The sequence below is a fragment of the Paenibacillus haidiansis genome, from assembly GCF_036553665.1.
GTDB classification, from domain to species: domain Bacteria; phylum Bacillota; class Bacilli; order Paenibacillales; family Paenibacillaceae; genus Fontibacillus; species Fontibacillus haidiansis.
This window is the reverse complement of sequence record NZ_JAZHPZ010000002.1, coordinates 426176-441041: the sequence shown is the minus strand read 5'-3', so window position 1 is coordinate 441041 and position 14866 is coordinate 426176. Positions and strand designations below refer to the sequence as shown.

Annotated in this window: 10 protein-coding genes; 6 read left to right on the top strand and 4 right to left on the bottom strand. The window is 52.6% G+C overall.

The features are described 5' to 3' along the window. Positions 1-18 precede the first annotated feature (18 nt). From V3851_RS06435 to V3851_RS06420, 4 genes are all read left to right on the top strand, one after another. Positions 19-2052: an alpha-L-arabinofuranosidase C-terminal domain-containing protein gene (locus V3851_RS06435; protein ID WP_331845696.1), complete on the top strand. Its 2034-nt coding sequence runs from the start codon at positions 19-21 to the stop codon at positions 2050-2052. Then, a complete protein-coding gene (locus tag V3851_RS06430; protein ID WP_331845695.1) occupies positions 2049-3815 on the top strand; it encodes a glycoside hydrolase family 2 protein in 1767 nt (588 codons plus the stop codon). Before V3851_RS06435 ends, V3851_RS06430 begins: the two co-directional genes overlap by 4 nt. A gap of 174 nt (positions 3816-3989) precedes the next feature. Continuing rightward, the gene (locus V3851_RS06425; RefSeq protein WP_331845694.1) at positions 3990-4571 is read left to right on the top strand and encodes a TetR/AcrR family transcriptional regulator; all 582 of its coding nucleotides are present in this window, start codon (positions 3990-3992) and stop codon (positions 4569-4571) included. A 252-nt stretch (positions 4572-4823) separates the two neighbouring features. After that, positions 4824-5864 (top strand): NADH:flavin oxidoreductase, encoded by a 1041-nt coding sequence (locus V3851_RS06420; protein ID WP_331845693.1) that lies wholly within the window; start codon positions 4824-4826, stop codon positions 5862-5864. A gap of 137 nt (positions 5865-6001) precedes the next feature. Here the strand turns inward: V3851_RS06420 and V3851_RS06415 are convergent, their stop codons facing one another. Then, positions 6002-6943 carry a helix-turn-helix transcriptional regulator gene (locus tag V3851_RS06415; protein WP_331845692.1) on the bottom strand — a complete coding sequence of 314 codons (942 nt, stop codon included), beginning with the start codon at positions 6941-6943 and terminating at the stop codon, positions 6002-6004. Positions 6944-7029: 86 nt separating this feature from the next. Here V3851_RS06415 and V3851_RS06410 point away from each other — a divergent pair, with 86 nt between their 5' ends. Then, positions 7030-9300 (top strand): excinuclease ABC subunit UvrA, encoded by a 2271-nt coding sequence (locus tag V3851_RS06410; RefSeq protein WP_331845691.1) that lies wholly within the window; start codon positions 7030-7032, stop codon positions 9298-9300. Positions 9301-9366: 66 nt separating this feature from the next. Here the strand turns inward: V3851_RS06410 and V3851_RS06405 are convergent, their stop codons facing one another. Then, positions 9367-10791: a cysteine peptidase family C39 domain-containing protein gene (locus V3851_RS06405; protein WP_331845690.1), complete on the bottom strand. Its 1425-nt coding sequence runs from the start codon at positions 10789-10791 to the stop codon at positions 9367-9369. Between the two features lie 375 nt (positions 10792-11166). On the opposite strand from V3851_RS06405, the gene V3851_RS06400 reads away from it, so the two are divergent. Further along, complete coding sequence (locus V3851_RS06400) at positions 11167-12192, top strand: L-rhamnose/proton symporter RhaT (RefSeq protein WP_331845689.1); 1026 nt, start codon at positions 11167-11169, stop codon at positions 12190-12192. A gap of 73 nt (positions 12193-12265) precedes the next feature. Here the strand turns inward: V3851_RS06400 and V3851_RS06395 are convergent, their stop codons facing one another. Together V3851_RS06395 and V3851_RS06390 are read right to left on the bottom strand one after the other, a co-directional pair. Further along, positions 12266-13705, bottom strand: a complete 1440-nt coding sequence (locus V3851_RS06395; RefSeq protein WP_331845688.1) for an ABC transporter substrate-binding protein — start codon at positions 13703-13705, stop codon at positions 12266-12268. 26 nt (positions 13706-13731) lie between these two features. Then, positions 13732-14859, bottom strand: a complete 1128-nt coding sequence (locus V3851_RS06390; RefSeq protein ID WP_331845687.1) for an efflux RND transporter periplasmic adaptor subunit — start codon at positions 14857-14859, stop codon at positions 13732-13734. Positions 14860-14866: the final 7 nt, after the last annotated feature.

Below are 14866 nucleotides of genomic sequence, written 5' to 3'. Positions count from 1 at the left end.
GGCAATGGAGGGTGTAAATTGAACAACGAAGCGAAGATTACAATCGATGGCAACCGGATAAGCGAGCATACGGTCAATCCGTACCTGTTCGGCCATTTCGTGGAGGATATACGGGATCATATGGAGGCCATGTTGGCCTTTCCATTGAAAGACATGGATTTTGAGAGCGAAGCGGAGAACGCGCCGGGAGTGTCGGGCAGCTGGTATGCCTATACGAACGGACGCAATACCAAGTATGCGCTGGAGGCCGCCGCGCCGAAGCATTCGGGCCGCGCTCAGCGAATCCGCATTCTGAGCGGCGACGAAGCTTATGCGGGCATCGCGCAGAAGATTGCGTTAAAAGGAGCGTTGGAGTATTCGGTCAAGCTGGTTGTACGGGCGTCCATCGAGCTTAATTATGTGATCGTTGAAGCGGTGGACCGGCGCAGCCAGGAACGGCTGGGTCTGGAGCGCATCGAACTGGCCGGTCACAATTGGCGGGAATATAACGCCGTGCTGGCCGTCAGCCGGGATAGCGCCGATGCGGAGTTCCGGATTTATGTGCCCGCGGAGCATCAGAGATGGCAAGACAGCGTATCCACCGGCTTGCTCTGGATTGATCATGCGTCCTTGCTTCCGGTGGATCATGTCGGATTGGTGAAGCGGGAAGTCGTTGAAATGACGAGGGACTTGAATCCCGGCATGATGAGGCTGGCCGGCAATTATATCAGCGCCTACCATTTTGAGCACGGCATCGGTCCTGAGCTTGAACGTCCGGTCATGTACAATGAGGCATGGGGAGGTTGGACCAGCAAATATTTCGGCACGGATGAATTTATCCGGTTTTGCCGGGAGCTTCAGGTAGAGCCGCTGATCTGCGTCAACGACGGTTCGGGGACTCCTGAGGAAGCCGCGCAATGGATAGAGTACTGCAACGGAAGCGCAGATACGCCAATGGGGGCGAAGCGTGCCGCGAATGGACATCCTGAACCGTACGGCGTCAAATATTGGGAGATCGGCAACGAGGTATGGGGGGCCTGGCAGGTGGGAACCTGTACGGGTGAACAGTTCGCCCGGCGAACCGTATCCTTCATCGAAGCCATGAAAGCGGCGGACCCTTCTATCATTATCCTTGCCTGCGGACATACCGATCAGGAATGGAACCGGGCGGTGCTGGATATCGCGGGGGAGCGCATCGACTACCTGACCCTGCATTTATATCATGGATACAATCGCTTTGCGATGGACCGAGGTACCCCTGCGGAGGAGCGCTATAAAGCGATCGCCACCTTCCCGGAATGGACGCGTCACAACATCGAGGAGACGAGAGCGCAGATACTCGCCAATCCGAAGCACAGCCATGTGAAGCTGGCGATTACCGAATACAATACGATGTACTACCCGAACAACGTCAGAAAAGGATTGCCGGATGAGCATACGCTAGGCGCGGCGGTTGCCAATGCCGCCAACCTGAACGAAATGCTTCGCGCCAGCGATCTGGTGCATATCGGCAGCTTCTCCGATCTGGTCAACGGATGGCTCGGGGGCTGTATCCGGGTAGGCGATTATTACGCCGATCAATACTGCGGCAAAACGCCGGGCTGGAGCGGGCATCCGCTTACCGTTTACGGTACGCCGACTTATGAAGTGATGAAGCTGTACGCAAACCGCGATATCTCGCGGCTGCTCCCCGTTGACGTTAGTTGCGGCACATTTTCCGTTCAAGCGGACATAACGACTCCGGTCGAACTTGATGCGCTGCCGGATTTGGACATCGCAGCCTGCACGAACGAGGACGGGAGCGTCATCACGGTATTTATCGTGAACCGCAGTCTGCAAGCAGTGAAGGCCGGACTGAATCTGCGCGGATCGGACTTAACCGGAGGTACGCTTCTGTATGAAATCACGGGGGATTCCGAGCGGGAGATCAATTCCGTGTTTGAACCGGACCGCATCGCCTGCAAGGTGAACGTGGTGCCCGCAGAAGCATGGAAAGCCGGTTACCCGCTGCGCCCTACATCCGTGTATGCGCTGGAAATTAGAACCAAGCATGAAGCAGGAGGTACAGAATGACAACCAAGGCATATACCAAGGATTACCCCAGACCTCAATTCGTTCGTGACGGTTGGCTGAATTTGAACGGCGAATGGAGCTTCCGCTTCGATGACGAAAATGCCGGGGAACGCGAGAAATGGCAGGAACGACTAGCGGGAACTCATACGATTACCGTTCCATATACGTACGAAACGCAAGCGAGCGGAATCGGCATCGAGGAGTTCCATTCGAAGGTGTGGTATAGCAAATCGGTTCATATTCCAAAAGAAGCCGAAGGGAAAAAGGTCATCCTTCACTTTCAGGCGGTCGATTATTTCGCCAAGGTATGGGTGAACGGCGTGTTGGCGGGCAGCCATCAAGGCGGTTATGCGGCGTTTTCCTTCGATATTACCCCGTATTTGGCGTTCGGATCCGACAATGTAATCACGGTGAAGGCGGAAGACAGCGACGATTGTACGCAGCCGAGGGGCAAACAGCGCTGGACGAAGGACAATTTCGAATGCTTCTATGTCCAGACTACCGGCATATGGCAAACCGTCTGGCTCGAATTCGTGGCAGAGCAGCGGCTTGACGCGGTGAAAATGACGTCGGATATCGACCGCTCCACGGTCTCCTTTGATTATCGGGTACACGGGTTGGAAACGGCGGCGGGAAAGGTGCGGCTGGAGGCGATCGTGACCTTGAAAGGCCGGCCGGTGAAGTCGGTGAGCCTGGCGATCGACCGGCCTCGTCTGACGGTGGAAATCGATTTGGTGCATGAGGCGAACGGGCCGTGGAGGAAATGCCTTTGGTCGCCGCAGCAGCCGAATTTATATGACGTGGAATTCAATTTATACGTGGATGATAAGCTCGTCGATAAAGTATTTTCCTATTTCGGGATGAGAAAGGTGTCTATCGAAAAGAGCAAAGTCTTGCTGAATAACGTGCCGGTTTACCAAAGGCTGATTCTGGATCAAGGCTACTGGACGGAAAGCCATCTAACGCCGCCAAACGAGGAAGCGATTATTGCCGACATCGATCACATCCTGGAGATGGGTTACAACGGCGTGCGCAAGCACATGAAAATCGAAGATGCCCGCTTCCTCTATTGGTGCGATGTAAAAGGGCTGCTGGTATGGTCGGAAATGGCGGCGACCTTCGAGTTTCATGACCGCGCGGTCGAGACGTTTACGAAGGAATGGCTGGAAATCGTCGATCAGCAATATAACCACCCCAGCATCATCACCTGGGTGCCGTTCAATGAATCATGGGGCGTTCCGTCGATCCTTCGCGACACCAGGCAGCAGAAATTCACCGAGGGGATCTATCACCTGACCAAATCGATCGATCCTTATCGGCCGGTGATCACGAACGACGGCTGGGAGCATACCGTTTCCGATATTTTGACACTGCATGACTATGTCGAAACCGGCGACGGGTTCTTAAGCCGGTATTCGGGGAACAAGGAGGCCATAGTAAACAAAGAGACCACCTGCAACCAATGGAAATACGCCTTGGCTGACGGGTACGGCTACAAGGGACAGCCAATTATCATCAGCGAGTTCGGCGGAATCGCGTTCCAATCGGACAAAGGTTGGGGATACGGACACCAGGTCGTTACGGAGGAGGAGTTCCTGGACCGTTTCGAAGGGCTGACCCGCGCGATCAAAAGCGTGGATTATATTTGCGGATACTGCTACACCCAGCTAACCGACGTACAGCAGGAAATTAACGGACTCCTGACGGAGGACCGCAAACCGAAAGTTCCGCTCGACAAAATCAAAGAGATTAATCTGAACTAACCGAAATTCAAGCACAAGAAGCCCGCCCTGCGGATAAATGGATGCTGCCCGCCATTTCCGGGATGCGGGCTTCAGGTGATTCAACAAGGAGCAGGAAAGCCGCTATCGCCGCATGCCATTGAATCGGAAATTCGATTTATTGACTCCATGGTCAAGAACTGATATGATGCCTCTATGAGCAGACCAAGAGAATTTGATGTTGATCGTACGCTTCATCAGGCCATGGAAGTGTTCTGGACCAAAGGGTTCAAGGCGACTTCCTACGAGGATATAACCCGTGCGACGGAAGTGAAGAAGCAGAGTTTGTATTGCGTGTTCAAGGACAAGCGGGAATTGTTCCTTAAAGCGCTGGCGCTTTATCGGGAACAGACCATAGCGAAGCTGGAAGAACTGGCCTCCCGGGAGGTGTCGCCCTTGAAGAAGCTGGAGGCCGTTTGCGAAGCTACGCTGTATCAGAACGACGAAGCAATCCACAGGGGCTGCCTCATGGTTAATTCCGCGCTGGAATTCGGAGACGACGACCGGGAGGTAAGCCGCGAAATATCGCTGATGTTCGAACAGGTCGAACGAATTCTTGAGAAGATCATTTGCGACGGCCAGGAGCAAAGGCTCATTACGACGAGCCGATCCGGCAAAGAACTCGCGGATTATTTGAACAACGTTCTTCGCGGGGCGAAGGTGATGGAGAAATCGGGCGACCCCAGAGAGAGGATCGCTGAGGTGCTGCGTACGTCTTTTGCGCTGATGGCGCCTTGATCACGCTCCCGCTCGTCTGCGAGGGTTAGGCGGGCGATTTTTTTTGCAGTGTTATTGACCACGCAGTCAATAATATGCGATAAAGGAGGTGAGGCTTAAGGATTGTAAGAGCACAAATGGGAAAAGATAAAATCAGGAAGCGTTTCATCCTTATGAAACGTCATCCCGGTTATTTTTATGTCATGTTATTGACTATTGGGTCAAAAATAATGATAATCCATGAAAAACAAATAAAATCATTTGGAGGTAGTTATGACTTACTCTCAATCCGTTCAACCCTTGTTCCAGCCGTTTACAATCAAAGATTTGCAGCTGTCCAATCGCATCGTCATGGCGCCGATGACCCGCAATTTTTCCCCGGAGGGCGTGCCCGGTCCGGATGTGGCCGCTTATTACCGCCGCAGAGCAGAGAACGGTGTCGGTTTGATCGTGACCGAGGGCACGATCATTGATCATCCGGATGCGTCCAATCAGCAAAACGTACCGCACATCTACGGCGAGGCGGCATTAAACGGTTGGGCGAACGTCGTGGACGAGGTGCACGGAGCGGGAGGACGAATCTTCCCGCAAATTTGGCACATGGGAGCCCGTGGCCATGTCAACGATTATACGGAAGCGGAGATCGCCGATATCGTTCAAGCCTTCGCGCGGGGAGCGGCCGAGGCCAAGCCGATCGGCTTCGACGGCATCGAGCTTCACGGCGCGCACGGATATTTAATCGATCAATTTTTCTGGGAGAAAACGAATCAGCGCACCGACCGCTACGGCGGCGACATGATGAAGCGCACCACCTTTGCGGTTGAGGTCATCGAAGCCTGCCGCAAGGCCGTCGGACCGGACTTTCCGATTGCGCTCCGCTTCTCGCAATGGAAGTCGGAAGACTATACGGCCAAACTGGCGTCGACGCCGGCCGAATTGGAGCAATTCTTGAAGCCGCTGATCGAGGCGGGCGTCGATGTGTTTCATTGCTCCACCCGCCGTTTCTGGGAGCCCGAGTTCCCGGACTCCGAGCTGAATCTGGCCGGATGGGTGAAAAAGCTGACGGGGAAACCGACGATTACGGTCGGGTCGGTCGGCCTGGACAGCGAATTTACGAGTTTCTTTTCCGAAGGGAAGGGCTCGGGTGTCACCAAGATCGACGGGTTGATTGAGAGACTGGAACGCGGAGAATTCGATCTGGTGGCCATAGGCCGGGCATTGCTGGTTGATCCCTCTTGGGCAAGCAAGATCCGCGACGGCCGGTTGGACGAGTTGATCCCCTTCACAAAGGAAGCTGTGCAAACCTTGTATTAATCCAAGAGCAAAAACACCGGGAACCCGGTGTTTTTTTGCGTTACGGCGGGATATTCATGCGAAAGAGGCGCGGGGGGAGCTTAACGGAAAGGGGGAAGTATTGCTTGTTGATAAGGATCGGACAGTACCGCCGCGCCTTATGAATATTGGTTTAATACCTCTTCCGCCAGCTTCCGGATCCGGTCCGCCATCTCGCTTGGCTCAATCACTTTGGCCGAGGTGCCTAACTGATAAAAGTAGTTGGTGACAAACTCCAACTCCCTCTTGTCAATATTGGCCTCAATATACCCATAACCCGGATCGACCGTTACGATATAAGGCTCTAACCAAGGCTGGCTGCGGCATTGTCTGATCCCTTCCCTGGTCAGTTCCGCATATAGACGGACAGGAAATTCCGGGGATTGCGCGTTTTGGTAATCCAACCAGTCGGATAAATTGGACGGCGGGTCGAGCTTTTTGCCCGTAAGCTCCAATGACAATATCCGATCCGCACGGAACAGACGGATTTCGTCAACGGCCGGATCGAATGCCGGCATGTACCAGAAGCCGTTGTAGGCATACAAACCGAGGGGAGCTATTTCTTTCGGCGTATCGTCCGTTTTTGAAGCGTATTCCATTTTTAACATTCGATTTTCCGCAGCGGCCTCGATAATTTCTTTGAGAAATGGAGAAGAGACGCTTCTTGTCGGCGTCCAGAACGATAAAACGGAATCGAGACGGGCAACTTTGTTTTTCGTATCATCGGGCAGGCTCGCGCATATCTTTCTCGAAACGGATTTCATGTCGATGGCAAAAGGCAGCGTCGGATAGTACTTCAAGGACTGGAAGGCAAAGAAAATGGCGAACGCCTCGTTCTCGTCCATTATGATCGGCGGCAAAAGTCGGTTGTTCAGTATTCGATAACCGCCGCCTCTGCCCGGTTCGGTGTACAGCGGAACCCCCATTTCGCTTAAATCCATCAAATACCTGTGCGCGGTCCGCACGGAAATAGCGAATTCGTCGGCCACTTCCTGTGCCGTAAACCGGCGCTTGGCATTCACATACATCATCAGATCGAACAATATCTTGGCTTTTAACATCATTCTCACCTCGTTGAAACCATGTCAGTTATTGTCATGTTTATAGTATATAATTCTCGCTGAAGATTGGCAAAAGAAAGGAGTAAATGATGGACAACCGGGATTTCATTCGGGTAATCGGAGCGAGAGAAAAAAATCTAAAGGGAATTCATCTGGCTATCCCGAAAAAACAAATTACTGTATTTGCAGGCGTATCCGGATCGGGGAAATCCGCGCTTGTATTCGATACGATCGCGGCGGAATCGCAACGGCAATTGAACGAAACCTACTCCAGTTTCATCCGCAACCGGCTTCCGCATTACGGCCAGCCCGAGGTGGAGGCTATTGAAAATTTGCCAGTGACCATTGTCATTAATCAGAAGAGAATCGGAGGTAACGCGAGGTCAACCGTCGGCACGGCGACGGATGTCCATGCTTTGCTGCGCCTGCTGTTTTCCCGGTTCGGGAAGCCGTTTGCCGGCGATTCGAGCGTCTTCTCCTTTAATAACCTGCAAGGGATGTGCCCGGAATGCGAAGGTTTGGGGAAGGCGAAAACGATCCTTGTCGACCGGCTGATCGACAGGGAGAAATCGCTCAATGAGGGGGCGATCCTGTTCCCGACATTCAAGCCCGGCGAGGTCCGGTGGAAAAGATATGTTTGTACGGGGCTGTTTGACAACGACAAGAAGCTGAAGGACTACACGAAAGATGAAATGGATACGCTGCTGTACAAAACGGGATTCAAGCCGCTGCATCCGACGAAGGACTGGCCGCCGACTTCTTTCTATGAAGGCGTCGTTCCGCGAATCAAGCGAACCTTTTTGGATAAGACGGATTCGAGAGACGCATCGCGGTATAAGGAAGCGATCGATCGCGTGGTGGCGGAAGCGAGCTGTGCCGCGTGCGGCGGCGGCAGATTAAATCAAGCGGTGCTGGCATGCAAAATAAACGGAAAAAGCATCGCGGACTGCTGCAATATGCAAATCAGCGACTTGATCCGGTTTATACAAACCGTTCGCGAGCCGGAAGCGCAGGCCGTTGCGGAAGCGATTGCGAAACGGCTGACCCACCTTATTTCCATCGGGCTCGGATACTTGCATCTGAACCGCGAAACATCCAGCCTGTCCGGCGGCGAGTCGCAGCGGATCAAAATGGTGCGCCAGCTCGGGAACAGCCTGACGGAGCTTGCCTATATTTTCGATGAACCGAGCATCGGCCTACATCCGCATGACGTCAGCAGGATCAACCGTTTGATGCAAGAATTGCGGGATAAAGGCAACACCGTTCTGATCGTAGAGCATGACCCCGATATCATGCGGATTGCCGATCATATTGTCGAAATGGGCCCGAGAGCGGGAACGAGAGGCGGCTCCATTGTATTTGAGGGAGATTTGGCCCGTTTATTGACGACGGACACCTTGACGGCCAAGGCTCTCAAGCGTAAACCCGCACTTAAGCATGAAGTCAGAAATCCGGCCGGATGGCTTGCCATCGAGCACGCAACGGCGAACAATCTACAAGATATAAGCGTTCGTATTCCTGCAGGAGCTATGACCGTAGTTACAGGAGTGGCGGGATCGGGAAAAAGTACATTGATCAATCTGGAGTTTGCCGGACGCCATCCCGAAGCGATTTTCATTGATCAGAATACGATCGGCGCTTCCAACCGCTCGAATATGGCCACCTACACCGGGATTTTTGATGCGATCAGGAGCCTGTTTGCCCAAGAAAACCGCGTGAATGCCGGGTTGTTCAGCTTTAATTCGCAGGGAGCTTGCCCGCATTGCAAAGGATTAGGGACGGTTTATACCGATTTCGCCTTCATGGACACCGTTGCTTCCGTTTGCGAAGCTTGCGGTGGCCGCAGGTTCACGGACGAGGTGTTGGCGATGACGTTTCGCGGTAAAAATATAAGCGATATTTTGGGGATGAGCGTCGATGAAGCGGCAGACTTTTTCCATGAAAAAGAAATCGCCTCAGTACTTGCAAAATTAAAAGAGACAGGGATCGGTTATTTATCGTTAGGGCAGCCGCTTAGCACCTTATCGGGCGGGGAGCTGCAGCGGGTTAAATTGGCCGCGGAGCTTGAAAACAGCGGGAATATATATGTACTGGACGAGCCTACTACGGGACTCCATATGTCCGATGTCGAGCGGTTGATCCGCATAATGAACCTCTTGGTGGAACAGGGCAGCACTTTGATTGTGATCGAGCACAATCTGGACGTCGTCTGCCAAGCCGATTGGATCGTCGATCTGGGACCCGGCGCGGGGGAGGATGGAGGAACCGTTCTGTTCCAAGGGCTTCCGAAGGATATTGTCGATTGCCCTGCTTCGCTGACCGGCAAATACTTAAAGAGAATGTTGGAAGGCCGCTGAAGGGAATTCCGAGAGGGCCGGAGCCGATTGGGGTTCCGGCTCGGTTTGTTGCGGTAAAGTTGTGCGCTACCTTCCCGCCATAACCGTAATCGAGAAAATATGCAAATTGGGGCAGTAAGGAAGCTTGAGCACCGAAAGAGGCTTGTCTTCGCTGATCGGAATATCATTGGCAAATACGTGACCTTCCTCCGGTGCAAATGGAATTTTTTCCTTTCTCTCGATCGGCGCCTGAATGGCAACCTCTTCGCCGTACCGGGGAGACCATGCCCAATCGGTTACCTTAATATTAAGGAAATCGGTTGTTCCGTCCGCGAAGATAAGCTCCAATTCTCCCTCCGGGTCTCCCCATTCTCCACAGCATAACAATCGGATTGTATTTCCGTGTAATTCGGGAAGCGGAACAGCTTGTCCGTCACAAGAAATATTGTCATAGCCAAAGCCGAAACGGGCAGCCATTTGAAAATTCGCACTTATATCGCTTGATAAAAAGACATGCTCCTCCAACCGCATGAATTCTCCTCCGCCGGTTAAGTCCGCAGCGGAGCCTTTGGCCCCGAAAGCCTGATTATTATAGAAGGGTTCCAGGTCAATACGATAAGCCTTACCTGTACCATGATTCTTTTGAGCAATTGCAGGTCTAACCGTTTGTTCTCCGGATGAAAGACCCGGGTTGGCATTCGCAATCGGCCCGATATCAAGAGCAAGCAAGAAGCGGGCGAAATCCTCCGATTTCAGCTTACTCAGGGCCTCCGCATGCAATTGTTCCAATATCGACAGCCTGTCGCGGATATAATTGAGGTTGATTTTGCCGGTCAAATCGAATTTCTTGATCACCGAGGCAAGGTTCTCCGCAATCTTGGCAATCTCGGTCACCAGTGTGATCAGTTCCCGTTCGGCATCGACGGTTACGAAGAATTGCCCGGTGACCTCCATCGAACCGGAAAAAAAAGACAAGGCATTAAACAGCTTGTCCGCATAAGAGGAGCCGTCGGTATCCGAACCTGATATTTGTTGTTCCAGCAAGGGGACGACACATCCGAAAAATTTCGAATGATCTGTTGGCAACGCTTTGTACCAATTCACATACCTTTGATTAAGCAGCTCATAGTTGGGCGGGATTCGTTTAAATGTAACGGATTTCCGGATTCCCGAATGATAGGCTTCACGAAGCGTGGACGATGCGTATTCGAAGAAAGAGTAATAGGTTTGCACCTCGTCGAGGATGGAAAATACGGCTTCCTTTTCGGAATACCCGCACAGCATGATCCAGTGCATGCCATGCCTTTTTCGGTATTCGTCACGATGCGGCAGGAAATAGGGATCGATCGCCACAAAGGCGATTTCCCCTTGCCGGGCCAATTGGTCCATGGAAGCCGTCAAATCGTCAAACCCGGGTTCATAAGCTGTTTTTCTTAACCCGAACGCCTCAAAATCTCCTCTAAGCATGATCGGCGAGGAATATTTGAAACGCGACAATCCTTGCACAATCATTTGATCATAGATCTCATTGGTATTTTCGAAGCAGTTATAGAATAGCAGTTCAATTTTAAATTCTTTAAATTTGAGATAACTTACAATCTGAGAGTGAACGCAATCGAAATACTTTTGATCATGGCGCCGAAAAGGTTTTTCAAGGAGTTTCCCCATTTCAATACCTCCATTCGACTACATTAAACTGTTTTACCAGCCTCTCTTGGAAGAGATTACAAGAATGATTTGTGGATGTCAAGATGGTTTCAAGCGGTTTATAAGCAGGAATTTGCTAGGAAAAATAAGTTGTAAATTTCCCTTTTCCTCATTATAGTTAGTTTGTTGGATATACAAAGTTTGGCAGCTTAAGAATCGGGGCTATGGGGAGAGAGAAAAGTGATTTACGGATTTTTGCTGTTATTGTTGGCGAGCTTTTTTCAGGGCAGTTTCGGACTTGGGATGAAGAAGTACCGGCCTTTTTCCTGGGAAGCTTTCTGGGTGCTGTTCTCGGTGGTCGGCATTCTGCTGATTCCGATCGGCTGGACCTGGCTGGAGGTTCCGGAGTTTATGGACTATATCCGCGAGACTCCCGCGGAGGTGCTGGGGCTGGCGGCTTTTTGCGGACTGCTGTGGGGGATCAGCTCCATTTTGTTCGGCAAGGCGGTCGATACGGTCGGCGTTTCCTTGACCTATGGCGTGAATATGGGAATCTCGGCGTCGCTGGGCTCCCTGATTCCCCTGATTATTTTCGGAAATATTCCGGTGCTCCGCTCCTTCATTCTCCTGCTTGTCGGCATGGTCATTATGCTGGTTGGGGTTGTCGTCATAACGAAGGCGGGGCTGGATAAAGAGAAGAGCCTCAAGACGAAAAGTTCTCCGCAAGGGAATGCGGGGGCGAAAGCGGAAAATTCGCTTTCCAAAGGGTTAATTATGGCTTTCCTTGCCGGTTTGGGCTCGGCCGCGATGAATATCGGCTTCGCCTACGCGAACAAGTCGCTGGATATTGCCGCGAGCCACGGGGTCGCGGAGATCAACGCCAGTCTGATTCCGTGGGTAATTACGCTGTCCGGCGGCTTTGTGGCGAATTTTGTGTATGCGCTGTTAATGCTGATCAAAAACCGGACCTATCGCGATTATACCGCCCCTGGGTCGGGAAAGGCTTATGTTAAAGCGATTGTGACTTCGTTCGTCTGGTTTTTTGCGCTTGGTTTATACGCCAAAGCCACCGTTATGCTCGGTCCGATCGGATCGAGCGTCGGCTGGCTGGCTTTTAACGGGCTTGCGCTCATCGTCAGCAACGCCTGGGGCTTAAAGGACGGGGAATGGAAAGGGTTTGCCAAGCCGAAGCAATGGCTGCTGGCGGGCAATGCCATCCTGATCGTGTCCTGGATCGTCGTCGGCATTTCCAATGCCCTGGCATAGCTGCAAATCTAAATTTTCGGCCATCTTCCTCATAGGGAGATGGCCGCATGTGTACGTTATACAAACAATGGATTTATTCGTTCAAATAAGTATTAATCCTGTTTGCCAGCGACCCTGCTACGGCAGCGGCTGATTTGCTGCCGGAGAAATAGTCTGTTGTCGCTTCGGCAATCATACTTAGCACCTGAGGGTCACGGTTGCTGTATTGACTGGCTGTTGACAATAAGCCCAACACCTTCTCAATATCCTCATCGCTAAAAGTCGGCGTTATTACGCTGCCATCCTTGCTTCTCATCGATATTTGCGGACCGTCCGCGCCGTCCCCGCTTCCCGATCTCGCCAGCATTTCCTGTGTCTCTGCCAGCTTAGCCTTGGCCGCCGCTTTGTTAACCGAAAAACTTCTCATCGCAGTGGAGGATTGCATTTCTTCGGACAGCAGGAATTGCACAAACGACCAGGCCGCCTCTTTCACTTGTGATTTGGCGTTCAAAGAGAGCACCCGGCTTGATTGGAACGGAATACCCTTCGCTGCGTCCTTGCCGGTTCCGGGTGGCTTGATCCAAGCTTGCGGGCTGCCGTCACTTCGCGGGAGAAGCGCGGCTTCCATCGGACCTGTCAACGTATGGTACTGAAAGCTGGCATTTTCCGGTCCGATCCCATCCGGGGTTGCAAGATCGTTATCATAGAGCCGTTTTATATTTTCCATGTACGTTTGAAACAGCGAGGCATCGAAAACTGCCTTATCTCCGTCTCTTTTGACCAGTTGGCCGTATACCGCTTCCGCCAGATTTTGCAGCAATTTTTCCGGCGTGATCATGGCAATACCGAATTTACCTTCGGCTTTCGCCGTTTCCAGCAGTTCAATGAACTGGTCCCAGGTCCATGTATCGTCGTTCAGGCCGTTTTGCTCCACCAGGGAGGCGTCTCCAAGTAAGAAATCCAGCGAGAAATCGATGGGAATTCCGTACCAGCCATCGCCTTGCGAGACGCCGTACAGAACATTTTCGTAATAGCCGGCTTTATCAAACCCGCTGTCTTGGGCTGCAAGCTCGTTCCAGTCCGCCAGAAGACCCTTGTCCACATACTCGTCAACAGGGAGATATTCGGTCGAAATGATGTCCGAGGCCTTGCCCGACATGAGGGCGGTATTGACGGTGTTCGCATATTTCTCCACGTCCTCCGGCTTCGGCCCGCTATCCGCGTCACCTCCCGATTTTATTATCACCTTGTCGCCGCTGCTCGTGTCCGCCGGCACCAGCTCCGAAATCTGAATATCGATGCCGGGATTGGCGGCTTCGAATTTCTGCTCGGCTTCCGCGAGGAACCTGTCTTTGGTCATAACGGTTATCGTAACGGCCGTGATATTGTCCGGAGCGCTAATTCCGCCAGCAGGGGAGGAAGAAGACCTGTTCCCGGATTGTTCCGCTCCGCCCCTTCCTCCCGAGCAGGCCGCAATCGCGGCTGACAGCAGCATTAAGGAGCCGATTTTGCAGGCTCGCCTCCATATTTTCATGTTCCATTCATTCCCTTCGTGAATTGTTAATAACGCACGCGATCCCCGTCGCCGATCGGCTCGCTGGACTCTGTGACATATTTGTCGCCGGGCATCAATCCGTCGATAATAACGGTGTCCTTGTTCTCGTCTTTGACCGTTATATAGGTTTTACTGACATAATAGGCAATGCCGAGCGGTCCGTCCTTTTCCGTTACGATAAATACGTAATATCCGTTGTTATCCGACTGGAGCGCGGATTTCGGAATCTTCATCCCGAAAAAGTCGCTTTGATGCGTGATGTCGACGGAGGCCTTGAGTCCCGGCTCCAGCGCGGCATCTTTTACGTCGAATGTAATTTTTTTGTTGCTTGCCCCGTATGCTCCGCTTTCGCTACTGCCGGTGTCCTCGATTTCGGAGATGACTCCTTCGATGGTCCGCTGCGGTGTTTCATCGAGCTTGACCTGTACCGTGTCGCCGATGCGGAGTGCGGAAGCATCGTCACTATCGGCAACCGTGGAAAATTGGTAGCCGGAGGCGGCACCGGCGATTTCGACGGCCGGTTGTCCGGGCGAGGCGACGCCGCCCTCGGCGGCGTTGACCGCGGTGACGACGCCATCCATCGGCGCCTTGAGGGTGCCTCCTTCCGCTATTTGCCGCTCCAGTTTGGCAACGGCCCGCTGCTGCACTTCCAGATCAAGCCGACCGGTCTCCAGTTCGCGTTTCATAGTATCAATGGCGTCTTGATCTTCTCCGCGGAGCGCTGTTTTCAACTGTGATGTCAACGTTTCCAGCTTAAATTCCAGCTGCTTGCGCCGCGCCTGCTCATCTTCCAGTATGCTTTCAGTCCGAGTGGTGTCGAACGTGACCAGCGCGTCGCCCTTTTGCACCCGGTAGTTCTTGCTGACGTGGATCTGCTTGACCGTCCATTCCGCTTCGGGATACAACAAGGCGGTGTATGCCGGCTGAAGAAACCCGTCTCCCGATACATTAAGATCAAGTCCGCCCGTTTCCGGCTCTTCGACGGCAACCTTTGGCAGGGACAGCCCTTGAATCGTGTTGGACAAGAACGTCAGCACGAGCAACAGAGTGAAGAAAAGCATAATACACCGGCGCAGCCGTTTTTTGCGCTTATGCAAGTCCGGCATGTTGAACTCCGGCATGTTGAAATTCATACCTGCA